Origin of the sequence: Thalassospira sp. SN3W, from assembly GCF_038070535.1 — a bacterium.
In the GTDB taxonomy this organism is placed as follows: Bacteria; Pseudomonadota; Alphaproteobacteria; order Rhodospirillales; family Thalassospiraceae; genus Thalassospira; species Thalassospira xiamenensis.
This window is the reverse complement of sequence record NZ_CP121124.1, coordinates 171,122-187,485: the sequence shown is the minus strand read 5'-3', so window position 1 is coordinate 187,485 and position 16,364 is coordinate 171,122. Positions and strand designations below refer to the sequence as shown.

The 16,364-nt window shown below is 57.5% G+C and carries 18 protein-coding genes; 4 read left to right on the top strand and 14 right to left on the bottom strand.

Translation table 11 applies throughout. The features are described 5' to 3' along the window. The 4 genes from P8T57_RS00735 to P8T57_RS00720 all read left to right on the top strand — a co-directional run bounded on the left by P8T57_RS00735 (window position 1) and on the right by P8T57_RS00720 (window position 1,622). Window positions 1-432, top strand: coding sequence for a thioesterase family protein (locus P8T57_RS00735; RefSeq protein ID WP_341364287.1), 432 nt, complete (start codon window positions 1-3; stop codon window positions 430-432). Beyond that, window positions 425-835 carry a RidA family protein gene (locus P8T57_RS00730; protein ID WP_037992735.1) on the top strand — a complete coding sequence of 137 codons (411 nt, stop codon included), beginning with the start codon at window positions 425-427 and terminating at the stop codon, window positions 833-835. Before P8T57_RS00735 ends, P8T57_RS00730 begins: the two co-directional genes overlap by 8 nt. 113 nt (window positions 836-948) lie before the next feature. After that, complete coding sequence (locus P8T57_RS00725) at window positions 949-1,281, top strand: type II toxin-antitoxin system RelE/ParE family toxin (protein WP_341364286.1); 333 nt, start codon at window positions 949-951, stop codon at window positions 1,279-1,281. A gap of 14 nt (window positions 1,282-1,295) precedes the next feature. Then, window positions 1,296-1,622 (top strand): helix-turn-helix transcriptional regulator, encoded by a 327-nt coding sequence (locus P8T57_RS00720; RefSeq protein ID WP_071240657.1) that lies wholly within the window; start codon window positions 1,296-1,298, stop codon window positions 1,620-1,622. 35 nt (window positions 1,623-1,657) lie between these two features. Here the strand turns inward: P8T57_RS00720 and P8T57_RS00715 are convergent, their stop codons facing one another. Genes P8T57_RS00715 through P8T57_RS00650 form a run of 14 tightly spaced genes read right to left on the bottom strand, consistent with a single transcriptional unit; the run spans window position 1,658 to window position 16,363 of the window. Then, window positions 1,658-2,902, bottom strand: coding sequence for a beta-ketoacyl-ACP synthase (locus tag P8T57_RS00715; protein WP_341364285.1), 1,245 nt, complete (start codon window positions 2,900-2,902; stop codon window positions 1,658-1,660). Then, on the bottom strand, window positions 2,899-3,624 hold the full coding sequence (gene fabG, locus P8T57_RS00710; protein ID WP_341364284.1) for a 3-oxoacyl-ACP reductase FabG: 726 nt from the start codon (window positions 3,622-3,624) through the stop codon (window positions 2,899-2,901). The genes P8T57_RS00715 and fabG overlap by 4 nt, the downstream gene beginning before the upstream one ends. Continuing rightward, window positions 3,621-4,124: a hypothetical protein gene (locus tag P8T57_RS00705; protein ID WP_341364283.1), complete on the bottom strand. Its 504-nt coding sequence runs from the start codon at window positions 4,122-4,124 to the stop codon at window positions 3,621-3,623. The genes fabG and P8T57_RS00705 overlap by 4 nt, the downstream gene beginning before the upstream one ends. Next, complete coding sequence (locus tag P8T57_RS00700) at window positions 4,121-5,338, bottom strand: beta-ketoacyl-[acyl-carrier-protein] synthase family protein (protein ID WP_341364282.1); 1,218 nt, start codon at window positions 5,336-5,338, stop codon at window positions 4,121-4,123. Before P8T57_RS00700 ends, P8T57_RS00705 begins: the two co-directional genes overlap by 4 nt. Further along, entirely contained in the window at window positions 5,335-5,925 is a 591-nt protein-coding gene (locus P8T57_RS00695) for a DUF3261 domain-containing protein (protein WP_341364281.1), read from the bottom strand. The genes P8T57_RS00700 and P8T57_RS00695 overlap by 4 nt, the downstream gene beginning before the upstream one ends. A 56-nt stretch (window positions 5,926-5,981) precedes the next feature. Next, on the bottom strand, window positions 5,982-7,220 hold the full coding sequence (locus tag P8T57_RS00690) for an NAD(P)/FAD-dependent oxidoreductase (RefSeq protein WP_341364280.1): 1,239 nt from the start codon (window positions 7,218-7,220) through the stop codon (window positions 5,982-5,984). Next, window positions 7,220-9,547, bottom strand: a complete 2,328-nt coding sequence (locus P8T57_RS00685; protein ID WP_341364279.1) for a hypothetical protein — start codon at window positions 9,545-9,547, stop codon at window positions 7,220-7,222. The genes P8T57_RS00690 and P8T57_RS00685 overlap by 1 nt, the downstream gene beginning before the upstream one ends. Then, window positions 9,547-10,182, bottom strand: a complete 636-nt coding sequence (locus P8T57_RS00680) for an outer membrane lipoprotein carrier protein LolA (RefSeq protein WP_341364278.1) — start codon at window positions 10,180-10,182, stop codon at window positions 9,547-9,549. The genes P8T57_RS00685 and P8T57_RS00680 overlap by 1 nt, the downstream gene beginning before the upstream one ends. Beyond that, window positions 10,179-10,586, bottom strand: a complete 408-nt coding sequence (locus P8T57_RS00675) for a thioesterase family protein (protein WP_071240649.1) — start codon at window positions 10,584-10,586, stop codon at window positions 10,179-10,181. Before P8T57_RS00675 ends, P8T57_RS00680 begins: the two co-directional genes overlap by 4 nt. Next, a complete protein-coding gene (locus P8T57_RS00670) occupies window positions 10,583-12,145 on the bottom strand; it encodes an aromatic amino acid ammonia-lyase (protein ID WP_341364277.1) in 1,563 nt (520 codons plus the stop codon). Before P8T57_RS00670 ends, P8T57_RS00675 begins: the two co-directional genes overlap by 4 nt. Further along, a complete protein-coding gene (locus P8T57_RS00665) occupies window positions 12,138-13,859 on the bottom strand; it encodes a glycosyltransferase (RefSeq protein WP_341364276.1) in 1,722 nt (573 codons plus the stop codon). The genes P8T57_RS00670 and P8T57_RS00665 overlap by 8 nt, the downstream gene beginning before the upstream one ends. After that, complete coding sequence (locus tag P8T57_RS00660) at window positions 13,856-15,538, bottom strand: AMP-binding protein (RefSeq protein ID WP_341364275.1); 1,683 nt, start codon at window positions 15,536-15,538, stop codon at window positions 13,856-13,858. Before P8T57_RS00660 ends, P8T57_RS00665 begins: the two co-directional genes overlap by 4 nt. Next, window positions 15,535-16,134, bottom strand: a complete 600-nt coding sequence (locus tag P8T57_RS00655) for a hypothetical protein (protein ID WP_341364274.1) — start codon at window positions 16,132-16,134, stop codon at window positions 15,535-15,537. Before P8T57_RS00655 ends, P8T57_RS00660 begins: the two co-directional genes overlap by 4 nt. Further along, the gene (locus tag P8T57_RS00650; RefSeq protein WP_341364273.1) at window positions 16,115-16,363 is read right to left on the bottom strand and encodes an acyl carrier protein; all 249 of its coding nucleotides are present in this window, start codon (window positions 16,361-16,363) and stop codon (window positions 16,115-16,117) included. The genes P8T57_RS00655 and P8T57_RS00650 overlap by 20 nt, the downstream gene beginning before the upstream one ends. Between the last annotated feature and the right edge of the window lies 1 nt (window position 16,364).

Here is a 16,364-nt window from a genome sequence, read left to right as displayed (position 1 = left end):
ATGACAATGTTCACCTATGCCCAGAAAGTCCTGTTTCAGCATTGCGACCCGGCGGGGATCGTTTTTTATCCGCGCTATTTCGAAATGATCAATGCGACGGTCGAAGAATGGTTCGAGGACCGCATCGGGTTCAGCTTTGCGCAGATGCATGGGGTTGACGAGGTGGCGGTGCCGACCGCGGGGCTTCAGATTGCCTTTACCGCGCCAAGCCGCCTTGGCGAGATGCTTGAATTTCGGCTGGTGCCGAAACGGTTGGGGCGATCAAGCCTTGATCTTGAAATCACGGCTGTCTGTGGTGATGAGCAACGCCTTTCGATGACAGCGACGCTGGTGTTTACCAGAAGGGGTGCCGGTAAATCGGTGCCGTGGCCCGATGATTTGCGTGCCAAAATCGACAACGAAATCAATGAAATGGTAGAAAAAGATGCATAAAATCATTCAGCCAGACGGATGGAAACCGCCCAAGGGTTACGCAAATGGCGTGCTGGCCGACGGGGTGCCGCTTTATATCGGTGGGCAGATCGGCTGGAACGCGGATCAGGTCTTTGTCGCCAAGGATTTCGTCGGTCAGATGGAACAGGCGCTTCGTAATATCGTCGATGTGCTTGAGGCCGCCGGTGGCGGGCCGGAGCACCTGACAAGGCTGACATGGTATGTGGTCGACAAGAAGGAATACCTTGCCAAACAGCGCGAGGTCGGCGAGGCCTATCGCCGGGTGCTTGGCAAGAATTTCCCGGCGATGACGATGGTGGTGGTCAGTGCCCTTGTCGAAGACGAAGCCCTGATCGAGATCGAGGCGACGGCATCGATCCCGGCGGATAGAAATGCGGCCTGAAACGCAAAACCCCGGCAGATGCCGGGGTTTTTGTTGGGGCGGTAAATTCAGATCTTCCGAATTTTCTCTTGTTGTTTTATGGGATATTTACCATAATGTCTGGGTGAGCGGATTTGGCTTGGGTTGGTTCAAGCAAAAAGGATTTTGATAAATTCCCCGATGATGTCCAGGACGTTATGGGGTTTGCCCTTGATACGGTTCAGTGCGGGGAAACACCACAAATTGCCAAACCGCTTAAAGGTGTTGGTGGTGGTGTTTGGGAGTTGGTTGATGATTACAACTCAGATACTTACAGAGTAATTTATGCTGTTCGGATTGGAGATGTTGTTTATGTGCTCCATGCTTTTCAGAAGAAATCAAAATCTGGAATTGCAACGCCGCTAAAGGACATAAATCTCGTAAAAGACAGGCTTAAAATATTAAAGAGCAAGTTGAAGAATCAGTAATCAGGAGGCGTTATATGGAAATCGAAATTACCAAAGGGTCTGTTTATAACAGCCTCCATGATTCCAGGACGGCAAAAGAGATGGCAACCAAAGCTGAACTGGTAAGAAAAATAATTGCCATTCAGAAGAGCCGCAGCCTGACCCAAGCTCAGCTAGGTGATATCATTGGCATGAATCAGGCTGATGTAAGTCGCATGTTGAAAGGTAACTTTCGAAGCGTTGCGGTTGGAAAGATGCTTGATTGCCTCACCAGCCTTAATCAGGACATCGAGATCATTGTCAAACCTCACGCCGTAGAGCATGAGGTGGGCGACATTCATGTCGTGGCTGCAATTGCGTAATCAAAGTAAATTCTTATGCTTTCACGCAGGCAGTTTCAGATTTGCCGGAAGATCAGGGATGTGTTGATGCCGCCAAAGGCGAAATTGTTGCTCATCATATGTTCCGCCGAGAGGCTTCTGGCGTCGCCAAAGATGTAATCAAGTTCGGCGCATTCCGGGTCGACCTGTTCAAGATTGGCGGTGGCGACAAATTTGCCTTCGCGCATCATTTCAAGGCCCAGCCACGCCTCGATGGCACCACATGCGCCAAGGCTGTGGCCGAAATGGCCCTTGAGCGTGTGCATCGGAATGGCGCGATCAAACACCGCGCGGGTTGCCTTGCTTTCGGCGAGGTCGCCATGATCGGTTGCGGTGCCGTGGCCATTGACGATATCGATATCCGATGGTGACAGCCCGGCAGTTTCAAGCGATTTACGAAGGGCGACTTCCATTTTGTCCGCCGCGGGTTGGGTAATATGTGCGCCGTCCGAATTGCTGGCGAAGCCGACGATTTCGCCATAGATGGTGGCGCCGCGGGCCTTGGCGTGTTCGTATTCTTCGAGAATAAGCGTTCCGGCTCCTTCGCCGATCACCAGACCATCGCGCCTGGCATCATAGGGGCGCGGGGAGAGTTCCGGGGCGTCGTTGGACGTACTTGTGGCAAACAGGGTATCGAACACGGCAACCATGGTGGGGCAGAGTTCCTCCGCCCCGCCCGCGATCATCAGATCCTGCATGCCGAATTTGATTGCCTCGTAGGCGTAACCGATCCCCATGCTGCCCGATGTGCAGGCGGTTGAGGTCGGGATGATGCGCCCGGAAATGCCATAGAGCACGCCGATATTGACGGCTGCCGTGTGGCTCATCATCTGGATGTAGCTGGTGGCGGTGATGGCGTTGCTGTCGCCATGTTCCATCAGGCGGGTAAAGCCGAGAACGGGCGGGGTGCTGCCAAATGACGAGCCATAGGCAATGCCAAGACGCCCGCCCTGAAGAATGGCGGTATCATCACGAAGACCGGCCATTTCGAGTGCCTTGTCGGTGGCATCAACCGACATCTGCGCGACACGGCCCATGCTGCGAAGCTGTTTGCGGCTGAATTTACCCTTGAGCGTGAAGTCCTGCACGGGGGCGGCCAGGCGGGTGCGCAGGTCATATTTGCCATCCCAGTCATCCATGCGCCGGATGCCGGTTTCGCCCGCGGCCATGCGCGATGAAATGGTTTCCCAGTTATCACCAAGGGCGGTGATGCCCGCCATGCCGGTGATGACCACGCGGCGGGTGGAGGATGTGTTGCTCATAACATGCCCCCATTCACACTGATGACCTGGCGCGTGATGTAGGACGCATCGGGGCTGCACAGAAACGCGATGGTGGCGGCGACCTCGTCCGTTGTGCCATAGCGGCGCATCGGGATCATGGCCTTGACCTCGTCCGCGGGCAGGTCGCCGGTCATCTGGGTTTCGATCACGCCGGGTGCGACGGCATTGACGGTGATTTTGCGTTTGGCGAGTTCAAGGGCAAGCGATTTGACCGCGCCGATGATCCCGGCCTTTGACGCGGCATAATTCACCTGCCCGCGATTGCCGGCAATCCCGGCGATGGAGGTGAGCGCCACGATCCGCCCGCCCTTGCGCCGTTGAATGATCGGCATGATCAGCGGTTTGATCACATTGTAAAAGCCATCGAGATTGGTGTGCAGAACCCGGTCCCAATCGTCATCTTCAAGAGCGGGAAACGGTCCATCGCGGGTCAGTCCGGCATTGAGGATCACACCATAGGGCGCGCCATGATCGGCAATGTCGGCCTCGATTGCGCTGCGCGTCGCGTCCCGGTCGGCGATATCGAACCGGATCAGACGGGCCGTGCGGCCAAGGGCGATGATATCATCACGGACGGCTTCGGCCCCGGCCAGATCGGAATGATAATGGACGACGATATCAAAACCGTCCCTTGCAAGACGGCGCGCGGTGGCGGCACCGATCCCCTTGCTGGCACCTGTTACCAGAATGGTTTCTGTCATGGCTTTGTCGTTTCTTGGTTGCTGGTTGGGGTTTCGGATGCGGCGTCATTTGGCTGATAGACATTGATGCGCGCGGTCACAAGGGTTTCATCGCCTTTGCGAACTTCACCGTCAAACACACCCATTTCGCCGTCTTCGAAGATGTTTTTCACATGGATGACAAGCGCGTCGCCATCGGCAAAGCCATCGCATGCCATGGTCATTTTTCGCGTGCCGAGCAGATAGCCGATTTTGGGTACTGTGCCGGGGGCAGCAGACTGGGCGCGCCAGCCGCTATAGGCCGCCACCGACTGGGCGATATATTCAATCCCGACATAGGCGGGGACGCCGTGCGTGGGGGTGAAAAACAGGCTGTTTTTTGTGATGCGGACTTCTGCCGTCAGGCTTTCGGCATCGGCATTCAGAACGCGGTCGATCAGAAGCATGGGGGCGGCGTGGGGCACCAGTGTTTCGACGGGCGGGAAGGCTGGTGGGAAGGCGGGTTTTACAGACGCATTCATGCGCGGTTCCCCCGGTTCCAGCCACGGCCCAGAATGACCGAGACGTTGCTGCCGCCAAAGGCAAAAGAGTTGCTCATCATCGCGAGGCGATCCGAAGGGGGCAATTTCGTGCCCGGCTTGGTCACCAGATTGATTGCGGGGATTTCGGGATCAGTCGCACCATCCCAGATATGGCGCGGCAGGGGTGCGCCATTGGTGGCATCGCAAAGGGATAGCCAGAGCATGGCGGCTTCGATGGCGCCCGCAGCCCCCAGCGTATGACCGGTCTTGGGCTTCGTGGAGCTTGCCGGGACATTGGACCCCAGAACATCACAAACGGCACGGGCTTCCATGCCGTCATTAAGCGGTGTCGCTGTGCCGTGCAAATTGATATAGGCGATGTCGGCGGGGGTGAGTTTGGCGTTTGCCAGCGCGTTTTGCATGGCCATGGCCGCCCCCCGGCCATCGGGATGCGGGGCGTTGGGGTGATGGGCGTCGGAGCTTTCACCGACACCGAGTAATTCGATGTCGCCCGCATCACAACGGAGGATGAAAAGTGCGGCCCCTTCGCCGATATTGATGCCGTCGCGGTTAAGGCTCATGGGATTACAAAGGCCGTTTGAAACCGATTGCAGGGCATCAAAGCCGCGCACGGTCAGACGGCAGAGGCTATCGACGCCGCCGACCAGAACCGCATCACACAGCCCGGTATTGATCAGGCGCGCCCCGGCGGCAAAGGCCTTGGCGCTTGATGAGCAGGCGGTTGAAATCGCGTAAGACGGCCCGCCAAGATCAAAGGCGTCGCGCAGGAAATCAGCGGGTGATCCGATTTCCTGATGGCTATACAGGAACGTTTCAGGGAAGGCCCCGCCATCAAGGGTGGCTTCGTAATCGGTTGTGCCTTCTTCGATGCCCGATGTGCTGGTGCCGATGATGACGCCAATGCGGTCGCGGCCAATATCGGCAATCAGATCGGTGATGTCGGTTTCGATCTGCCGGGTTGCGGCCCAAAGCAGACGGTTGTTGCGGGTATCGTGACGGGCAAGGTTTTCGGGCAGAGGGGCCGGATCGGTGACGACAGTGCCAAGGATCGTGGCGCGGTCGGGCAGGAAGCCATCGCGCGCGATCATATCCGCCGGGCGGTCGCCAAACAGGGTTGCGCGGGTTTCATCGATCCCGGTGCCAAGGGCGGATACGATGCCAAGGGCGGAGAGATACAGCGAGCCCAGCGTCATGATGACGATCCTGTGTGTTTTGACTGGATCGTGATGACATAGCCGAAACGTTCGTTGCGGATTTTGGCAAAACCCTGCCAGACATCGCGTACCGGGCGTTCGATCCGGGCATAGAAACGGCCGTTGCTATCGATGCGAAGCGTGCGTTCCCCCATGGTTTCGCGGATCGACAGATCGCGGGGCAGGGCATCGCGCACGACATCGAGCGGCCAATAGACCATGACGATATCGGCCAGCATACGGCGTGCATCAAGTGTTGCGGGCAGCCAGTCGGCGGTTTGGACCGACAGGGCATCGGTCGACCAGTCGATATCAATCGCGCGACGGCCCAGATCATCGATCATGACGATGCGGACGTGATCGCGTTCAAGGGTGATGCGGGCCTGAAAGGTGCCGGTTTCGGTTTCGTTGCTGCTGGTGTTTTTCCAGTTTGCGGTGACCTGCTGGGTGACGTCGATGGCGTCATCATCGGTCCATGGCTGTTCGGGCAGGGTGAATTCATAGCCCTCGTCAAGCATCACGGTTTGCGCCGGTGTTGATGTGAAGACGTCCGGCATGGAAAAGTCGGGCATTGTCAGATCGGGCATGTTCATTGTTTCACAGGCGCTCAGGCCCGTGGCAAGGATGCCAGCGACAATGGTTTTTACGACGACGGAGCGCATAGATCGTGCAACATTTCAAGATAGCGTTCGGTCTTGGCGACCAGCGGATTTTCCATATTCCATGCATAACCTGCAAGGATCGAAACGACCATACGTTTCAGTTGGGAATCGTCATCAGGCTGATTGAAAATGATGGTCTGTAACCGTCCATCATACCATGCATCGACGTAAGAGCGGAACGTATCGACCCCCTTTGACAGCGGTTCGGCGAAATCCATGTTCCAGTCAACCGCATTACCATTATGACGCGCGATCAAGGCCTTGGCGGCCAGTTCGGCGGAATGCATGGCAATGGTGACCCCCGATGAAAAGACCGGATCAAGGAAGCCCGCCGAATTGCCGAGCAGGACATAACCATCGCCAAAAAGTTTTTCCGATTGCGCGCTATATCCGGCGATGGAATTGAGATCGCGGATTGGTTCGGCGTTGGCCAGAAGGCTTCCGAGACGTGTGTCATTGATCAGTTGATTGAAAATGTCCTGATCGGACATACCGGCAAAGGCGGGATCATTATCGGGATAGATCGCACCGACGGACGCGGTGCCATCGGAAAACGGGATCAGCCAGTACCAGATTTCATGACGGGTTGGATGCACCGTGATCAGGATTTTTTCGCGGTCATAGCCGGGATCGGTGATGTGATCGCGCATATGGGTGAAGAGGGCACGGCGTTCAATCGACTTGCCGAGCCGGGCAAGGCCGAGCATGCGGGGAAGGACGCGGCCATAGCCGCTGGCATCGACCACGAACCCGGCGCGGAGTTCACCGGGATTGCCATTTTCATCGGTGAAGCCAAGGCGGCAATCGCCATCGGAAAGCGTTGCGGATGTGACGCGGTGGCCAAAGCGGATGTCGACCCCGGCGCGCGCGGTTTCATTTGCCAGAATCTGGTCAAAGCGGGCGCGCTTCACCTGAAACGTGGTGCCCCAGCAATCGGATGGTTCGAAATTCTGGCGGAAATCAATCGACATATATTGGGGGCCGCATTCGAAGACGGCACCGTTTTTAAACTGGAACCCGGCATCGGTCACGGCATCCAGAAGACCCGCGCGTTCCAGCACATTCATGCAGTTGGGCAGCAGGCTTTCGCCGATCACGAAGCGCGGGAAGGTTTCGGCTTCGAGCACGGTAACGGCCATGCCGGCATCATGCAGGAATTTGGCAATGACCGATCCGGCGGGTCCGGCACCGATGATGGCGATATCGCAATCGGGTTTCACTATTCTTGTCCCCGCTGATTTTGGGTTTGCGCGTTATGATTGGTTTCTGTCGGTGCGGTCATCCAGAAGGCCAGGAACCACGCCCCGATCAGGCCGATGGCAATCACCGATCCGATATCACGCACCAGCGGTACGGATGATGTGGCAAGCAGGCCAAAGGCCAAGACGCTGCTGATCAGCGACAGCAACACGGCAAGGCGGGTGTCATCATCATGGGTTCCGTTGCGGCTTTCGGCCAGAAACAGCACGTAATCCGCCCCGATGGCAAAGACCAGAAACAGCGCCATGGTGGTAAAGAAACTTTGGCCGATGCCAAAGACATAACCGCCCAGCACCGCAAACAGGATGGCCCCGGCGGGGGCGGCAAAAACGCAAGTGCCGGTGCGAAGCCCGTACCGCAAAACCGCGAGGATGGCGGCAACACAAAGCGCACCGCCCAAGGCAATCCATGCCCACAGGCGATAGGCGGCGAACTGATTGCTGATCGCGGTGGGCGGGTTGATCAGGGTGACGTTTTGGATATCGGCAAGGGCGGTGCGGATGGCGTCAATATCGGTGGCGTTGCGAAGCCGGATGATGTCCGATCCGCCGGAATGCAGGCGGGCGATTTCGGGCAATGTCCTTGCCGCGATGTCATCGGGGATGATGTAATCAGCATCCTTATCCGGCGCGGTGATAGTGACCGGCAACTGATCAGAAAGGGCCGCGCCAAAGCGATCATAAAGGCCGGTCGCGACCAGATCGCGGTTTTCGGTTTGTCGGGTGATGGAGGGGATCAGATCAGACAGGCCGATCATGCCGCCAAGCCGGTTATCGGTGATCAGCGGTGTCAGGGCATCGCGTACCGCTTCGCCGGTTTCAAGGCGGGCTTGGGGATCATCCCCGTCAATGCGGATGAAGACGGGGCTGCCGCCAAGGCCGAGGATATCTGCAATGTTTCCGGCATCCGCTATCAGGGCGTCATTGCCGTGACCGAACTGGCGGATATCGTTATTGCCGGGGATCACGAAGGCCGCAAGGGCAAGGGTGATGATGATGGCGGTACTTGCGATCAGGCGAACGCGGATCGGGGCAAATGTTTTGCCAAGGATAGCTTGCAACCCGTCATGCAGTTTGCGGATCGGCGAGGATGGCCGGACATCGCGGGCCGGGATCAGGGGCAGCAGGAACAGCACCGAACAATAGGCCGCGATCAGACCGGCGATGGAATAAGCCGCGATCTGGGAGAGCAATTGGGTGGGGCTGAGCGATAGCGCGCCAAAGCCGATGATGGATGTCAGAAGGCCAAGGCTTAGCCCCGGTCTGATTTTACACATCCGGTCCGTGGGCGACCCGGCGGCAGAGCGCAGCACAAGGTAATGCAGGGCATAATCGACCGAAATGCCGATCATGGTCGCACCAAACACCAGCGCAATCGCATGGATCGCCGGAAAGATCGCGACCACGGCGGCGAGCCCCGCCAAAAGGCCGCTGCCGACGACCAGAAGGGCACCGAAAAGCGGGATGGGTGAATAGAACACCAGCCCGATCATTAGAAGGATGCCGATGGTCGCGATGATCGCGATGCGTTGCACATCGGATTGCGCACGAGTGGCCTCCGCCACGGCAAAGAATATCTGGCCGGTTTTGGCGGTGCTCAGGCCGGGTGTGGCATCGGTGACGGATTGCAGGGCAGCGTTGGCATCCATGACCCAACGTTGATCGTTGCCGGAGCTTCGCAGATCGGGTGACAGGCTTGCCATCACCGGCAGGTAAAATTGCCCATCGCGCGCGATCACGTCATTGCCGGTGCCAAGCTTTGCGCCAAGGTCGGACAGGAAGGCGGGCAGCAGGGCAAACGGGTCCTGTTTTAGCGACTGGCTGCTGAGTGTCGTTGCCGGGGAATAGAGGTTCTGAAGCGCACGGCGATAAAGGGTTTCGGCGTTGCCATTTGCCAGCTTTTCGCGATCAGAGGGTGACAGCAGGCTGTTGGCGTGCGGGCCATAAAGCGCCATCAGGTCGGCGAAGCGATTGTCGTTGTGACCGGGAAGGGTGATGGTTTGCGTGCCATCAAGGGCCGCGATCCGGTCCGCGAAATCAGTGGCGACAGTTTCAAGCGTATCGCGATTGGCGTGCGAGAGCATGAAGATCGCCTGCTGACCATCATTTGCCAGCAGATGACGGACGGTGGCGATATCGCTTTGCTGGGTGTTTGGGTCGGCATTTTCCTGCCCGATCAGGGACAGGATATCGGCATCGATCCCGGTATGACCGCCGCGCAATTGCCAGGTGGCAAAAACCGCCATCATGATCAGGCAAAGGGCCCAGAGGGTTGCGCGCAATGTCATTATTGATCCGCGCCGGTCAGAAGGGCGGCAAATTCGGGCGGCAGCGGCAGGCTTTGCAATGCCTGATCGGCAAGAGTGATGGCATCATGGTCGCCGGTCGGTTTTTCCAGTCGGACATTTTCAACAAAATCGGTGCCGGTGGCGGTGATTTTGCTGATCTGGTTTTGGATGGTGCTGCCGTCCTTTGGCGTCAGGATGACCTGCCATGTGCCGTTTTCGATTGTGTCTCTGGTGATGTCAAAACGCTGTTCCAGCGGTTGCCAGTTCCCGGCAAGGACGGCCGAAATCAGTTCGACAAACTGGCGGAACTGATCGCCGCGGGCGAGTTCATCGCGGTTGCCCTGATCATCGATCCGGGTGATGCCGTGATCATCAAGGATCGTGGTGCCGGGGAAGGGGGCAAGGGTGCGCCAGACCAGCCCGCGTGCCGGGGACAGGATGAAATCGCCGTTTGAGGAAAGCGGTTTGTCAAAGCCGTCAAGATGGCGGTCCATGGTGAAGGAGCCGCCAAGATATTGATCCTGATTGATGGTAGTGGGGGCCGGAATATCATCCGCGTGCGCAGTGCCAGCCATGCCAGTTGCCAGCAGGGCGGCGGTTGCGAGGGATGCGAACAGGCGGCGGATCGGGATCAAACAAGGGCCTCCATCTTTGCGATGAAGAAATCGGGGCTGCGATAAAGCATTTCGCCGCTGGATTTTTCGACCGCGACCTGAATGGTGAAGCCCTTGGTCAGTTTTTGACCGGTTTTGGTGTCGCTGATGAGGTAGTCGATTTTAAGCCGGTTTTCATATTCGCGGAGCGTCGCGGTGATCGTGATGTTCTGCCCGAAGGTACAGGGGCGGACATATTTGACCCGCATATCCACCACCGGCCAGACATAGCCCGAGGCATCCATTTGCGGATAATTGTAGTCGATCTGATCCAGCAGCGCGCAGCGGGCATTTTCAAAGAACTGCACGTAATTGCCGTGCCAGACGACATTCATCGGATCAAGGTGATAGAACTGCACCGTTTCGGTGACGGATGCACTGATCATGATGCCAGACCCCCGCCATAAAGCGCCCAGTGGCGCGATTGAATGCGGCCGATCAGAAGGCGGAGTGTGGATTCAAGCGGCTGATCTTCGGCGATGAAGGGGATGTCATTGCAAAGCGCATCAAGGAAGGCGGTGATATCACTGCCAAGCTGATTGGTTTTGAGATCGCCGTTTTTAAGGCGCAGCGTGATCGCCTGTTTGACGGCGATAAGGTTGGCAGCCGCGACCTGTTCGGTCAGTTGCAGGATGCGCAGGCAATCGCGTGCAGCAATCGTTCCCATGCTGACCTTGTCCTGATTATGGCATTCGGTCGAGCGGGAAAAGACGCTGGCGGGCATGGTGTTTTTCAATGCCTCTGCCGTCCAGGCGGAAACGCCGATCTGCAAGGCCTTGAGCCCGTGATTGATTGAAGCACGATCCGCACCCGATCCCGACAGGTTCGATGGCAGGCCGTGATTGAATTTGGTATCGACCAGAAGCGCCATCTGCCGATCCATCAGATCGGCCAGATTGGCAATCAGGGTTTTCATGCCATCGGCGACAAAGGCAACATGCCCGCCATAAAAATGCCCGCCATGCAGGATGGTTTTGCCTTCGACATCGATCAGCGGGTTGTCATTGGCACTGTTCAGTTCGGTTTCAAGCGTTGCGCGGAAGGTCGGCATCATGTCGGCAAGAACACCGATGACATGTGGCGCACAGCGCAGCGAATAACGATCCTGCAACCGGGCCGGGGTATAATTCGCTCCCAGATCGGCAAGGTCATCCTCGATAAAGGCGGCAATGCGGGCCTGCCCCGGATGGGGTTTGGCGGCAAACAGGCGTTTGTCAAAGTGGGCGGGATTGCCGAGCAACCCGATAGAGGCAAGTGCTGTGATGCGCGCGGTCAGGCGGCAGAGGTAATCGGCGCGCACGAATGCCTGACACATCATGGCGGTCATCACCGATGTGCCATTCATGATCGCCAGGGCTTCCTTGGGGCGGAGCGTTAACGGCGTTAACCCGGAGGTGGCAAGGGCATCCAATGCGGTCATTTTCTGACCGCGATACAGCACGTCGCGTTCGCCAATGAGCGCGGCGGCCACGTAGGAAAGCGGGGTGAGATCGCCGCTGGCACCGACCGATCCTTCTTCGGGGATCAGGGGGGTGATGTCATGTTCAAGAAGACCTGCAAGCTGGCGCAGAAGATCAAGGCTGACACCGGAATAGCCGGTGCAAAGCGATGCAAGCCGGACGGCAAGGACAGCGCGCGCCTGATCGGGGCGCAGGATATCGCCAAGACCGCAGCCGTGAAAGCGGCTGAGATGAAGCGGGAGTTCGGCGACCAGTTCGGGCGGCACGCGGCGCGAAACGGAATCACCATAGCCGGTTGTAACCCCGTAAATATGGCCGTGATCGCGCAATTCCCGATCAAGGAAATCGGCCCCGGCCTTAATGCGGGTGGTGAATTCCGGGTCGGATGACAGGACGGGCAGGGCACGCTGTTCGGCAAGGGCAACGATATCTTCGATGCGCAGGTTTTCATCGCCAAACTGCACAGTGGTGCGGCTGTTATTCATTCTCGTCCTTTTTCTTCGCCCAGAAGTCATAGAAATTGAACCATTGCAGCGGTTTTGTAACAACAAGCTTTTCAAGCCAGTTGGCATATTGCCCGGCATATTCGGTGATTTTACCGATGCGGTTGGCGCGCGGCAGGGTGATTTGATCGGCCAGTTTTTCCCAGACGATTTCAAAGCGTTTCCCATTGCGCCATGCCGCAACCATATAGACCGGGCATTGCAGCAGATGGGCCAGAACAAACGGCCCCTGCGGGAACGGAGCCGGATCACCCAGAAACGGGACGCGCACCGATTTATCGCGTGCGCCAATGGCAACGCGGTCCGCTGCAATGACGACCCATTCGCCGCGTTCGACCTTTTCACGCAGCAGCATCGCGGTATCGGGGCCGATATCGGTGACTTCGATCAGATCGACCTGGCTTTGCGGGGCGAATTTTTGCAAGACGCGGCCAAAGCGGGCGGCGTTTTTTTGATGCAGCAGCACATTGACGCGAAAATCGCGGTCTCGGCTGGCAATCGCACGCACCAGTTCGATATTGCCAAAATGCGAGACGAACAGGATGACGGCCTGATCACGCGGGATATAGGCAAACAGGCTGTCGGCGTGGTTGGGCAGATCAAGATCATCAATCTTCATTTCGCCCGACCATGCGGCGATTTTATCCAGTGCACTTTCGCCGAAATTCATGAAATGGCGAAAACTGTCACGCAGGCCCGGTTTGGGTTGACCAGTGATGGCGGCAACGCGCGACAGGAAATCCTGTGAGGCGCGGCGCGCGACCCGTCCGGTGGCAAAGAAATAAGTGATGACCGGAAACATCACCACCAGACACAGCCGACGCCCGCCATAACGATAAACCATGCCAAGGAACCGGATGCCCCAGTAAATGCCGCGTTCGTCAATTTCCGACCAGTGTTTGGCGGGGGCTCCGATGGTTTCGGGATGTTTTTCGGGATCAATACCAGTGCGGTGTTTCTGCCCGAAATGGCCACCACGCGCAATAAATCCCGGCAGGCGGGCCAGCATGCCAAAGAACAGCCGGGTGTGCATCCAGCTTATCAGGACATTGTCCTTCCACATGCGGAAGTTAGACGTGTTGTTTTCGGGGTAGGTGACTTCGGTCGGGACGTGATGGACCGGAACACCGCGCCAGTACAGGCGTACCATCAGTTCGGTGTCGAAATCCATTTTATGGCCGCAGCCTTCTTCGCGCCAGACCGCGAGGCTTTCGGAGACGGGATAGACGCGAAAGCCGCACATGCTGTCGCGGATGTGGGTCGACAATGTTTCGATCCAGACCCAGACATGGGAAATCCAGCGCCCGATCCGGCGTTTTTGCGGGATGCTGTCATCATAGACCGGAAGGCCGGTGACAAGCGCAGTTGGATGTTCGTTTGCGATGCGGATCATTTCCTTGATCCGGTCAAGGTTATGCTGCCCATCGGCATCGACCTGAATGGCGTGGGTGAAACCGGCGCGTTCGGCCATGGCAAGGCCGGTCATTACCGCCACACCCTTGCCGCCATTTTCATCCAGATGCATGCAGGTGATGCCGTTTTCGGGATCGTGCAGGGCGGCGACAACATCGTGTGTTTGCGTGTTTGACCCGTCATCAATGATGATCACCGGAAGGTTATATTCGCGCAGACGCGCCACCACATCGCCAAGTACATCATGATGGTTATGGGTCGGGATGACGGCACAGATTTTCATAAGGGGGCCTCGCGCCATTTCAGAATACCGGAGCTGTGATCGCCTTCGGCGTCGGAATGATAGCGGAATTTGATTTTTCTGTTTTCCCGGTCGCAATCAAGTTCAAGCATCAGTTTCGACCCCGGTGCAATCGGTTTGCGATATTTCAGTTGTGTCACCTCGCCGATGGTGACCGGTACGTCAAAAAGCGTTGCGGCCTGATCCACCGCCCAATGCAATTGGACCACGCCGGGCAGGATCGGCATGCCGGGGAAATGGCCCCGGAAATAAAGCAGATCCTTGGGCAGGCGCAGCGCCAGATTGACGCGGTCATCATCGCGATTTTGTATAACGATTTCAGGTATCACAGGTTCCATATCGGCAAAAAGGGCGCGCAGCAAATGAAGCGGGCGTTTGCCCTGACTGTCGGATGGTAACCGATCGACAAAGCGCCAACGTTGCGGCAAAGCAGCGTCGTCTTCGAATTTGGCGATTTCACGCCGCAATTGCCGGCCCATGCGAAACCGCCCGATATCGGCCAGCATATCCCTGCCGGCGGGCGACAGCACGGCCACCACGCCAAGGCGACGGTCATTATCATCGGGGATCAGCGCAATGGCGTCTTCGACCAGATTGCTTTGACGCAGATGGCGTTCAACAGCACCCAGCGAAATGCGTTTGCCTTCGACCTTGACCACCCGGTCGGCCCGGCCATGCAGGGTGAAGGTGCCGGTTGCGTCATTGATCTTTGCGATGTCTTCGGTCTGATACCAGTCATCGCCCGCGATGTGGGCGGCGCGCACGCGAAGGCACCCGGCATCATTTAGTGCGACCTTTACCCACGGTAGGGGACGCCATGGGCAGCTATCGCCGGTCTGCTGACGATGGGCGATGCCGCCGGTTTCGGTGCTTCCGTAAATTTCGGTCGGGCAGGTGCCGAGCATCGCAGTGGTTTCGGATGCGGCGGCAAGGTCAAGCGGGCCACCCGATGAAAAGATCAGGGACGGGCGCGGCACATCTGCCAGATCGGGATGCAGGTTTTTAAGATGGGCCGGGCTTGTGATCAGGACATCGCCATTATTGATATCGCCCTGCATCATTTCCCAATAGGGGGCGGGATCGGCGGTGAAAACGCGCCCGGTCATCACCGGCCAGACGATGCGGAAAATCAGGCCATAGATATGCTGATGCGATACCAGCCCGACAATGCGCGCGCCCTTCGGAATGTGCGGCTGCCAAAGCGGTTCCTGTATGGTTATTTCGGCTTCGATCAGGGCGAGGGTCTTGGCGATGGGTTTGGCATCCCCGGTCGAGCCGGAGGTAAAGAACACCGCTCTGCAATCGGATGCGGCGGGCAGTGTGGTTGACAGCGTCGCGTCGTTGCCTTCGGCGAGCTTTGCAAGGATTGCAGTATCGTCGAGATAGAGATCGAACTGATCGGCAATGCCATCAAGATAGGCCGGTCGGTCGGTCGCGGGTAAAATCACGGTGGCACCCGCACGCCATGCGGCGGTGATCGCGATCAGGAACAGGCGGGCCGACTGGCAATGGATGGCGATGCGCGCTGATGACCGCAAGGTTGGGCAAAGCCGGTCGATATCGGTCAGGATGTCACCCGCACAGAAGACCCGGCCGCCTTCGACGCAAAGGGCGGTGGCGGCGTTTTTCGGATCATGCAGGTTTGCGATAAAGCCGGTCATGGGGTTTCGATATTGTTTCCGGTTTTGCGATCATGGCGGGCGCGCAAGAAACGGCGGACCGGCCATTCGCCAATGAACAGGATGCCGATCAGGCCATAGGACAGAAGCCCATTATAAAGCGTCCAGATTTCCATGCTCGCATAAAGTGCTGTCCATGTGGCAATCATCGCGTTGAGCGCGAAAAATCCGATCCAGACTTTGGTCAGTTTGCGCGTATAGGCAACCGAATAGGCATCAAGATCAGGCATTTTAAGCCGTGCCAGGCGTTCGACCATCGGGCGTTCGGTAAACAGCGTAACGGTAAAAACCGTGCCCATGGTCAGGCTGACGATCACCGGATAAAAGCGGATGGCGACCAGTTCGCTTGCGATGCCGCCTGCGGCGACAATGACGGCGACCAGAACCGCAAGACCGGCAGGCCCATAACGTTTTTGCAGCGCAAATGAAGCGGCACGCAACAGAACGAGGATCAGAAGCCCGATCAGGATGATCTGCGGGGAAAAGACCGTCAGTCCGAAATAGACCAGAACCGGATAGGCAACACCCAGTACGCCAAGCAGAAGGGCCGCGATCCGTTTAGGAACTGACCAGGACATGGATCTTCTCGACGACGTCATCGACGGTGCGGACAGACCGGAATTCCATGGCCGGGATTTTCTTGCCGGTGATTTCCTGGAATTTGACGATCAGGTCGACGGCATCGATGCTGTCGAGGTCAAGGTCTTCGAACAGGCGGGCATCAGGGGTGATATCCTCGGACGGGACTTCGAAAAGTTCGACAAGGTAATCGTGAAGCTGCTGATAAACGTCCTGGCGACTTTGCATG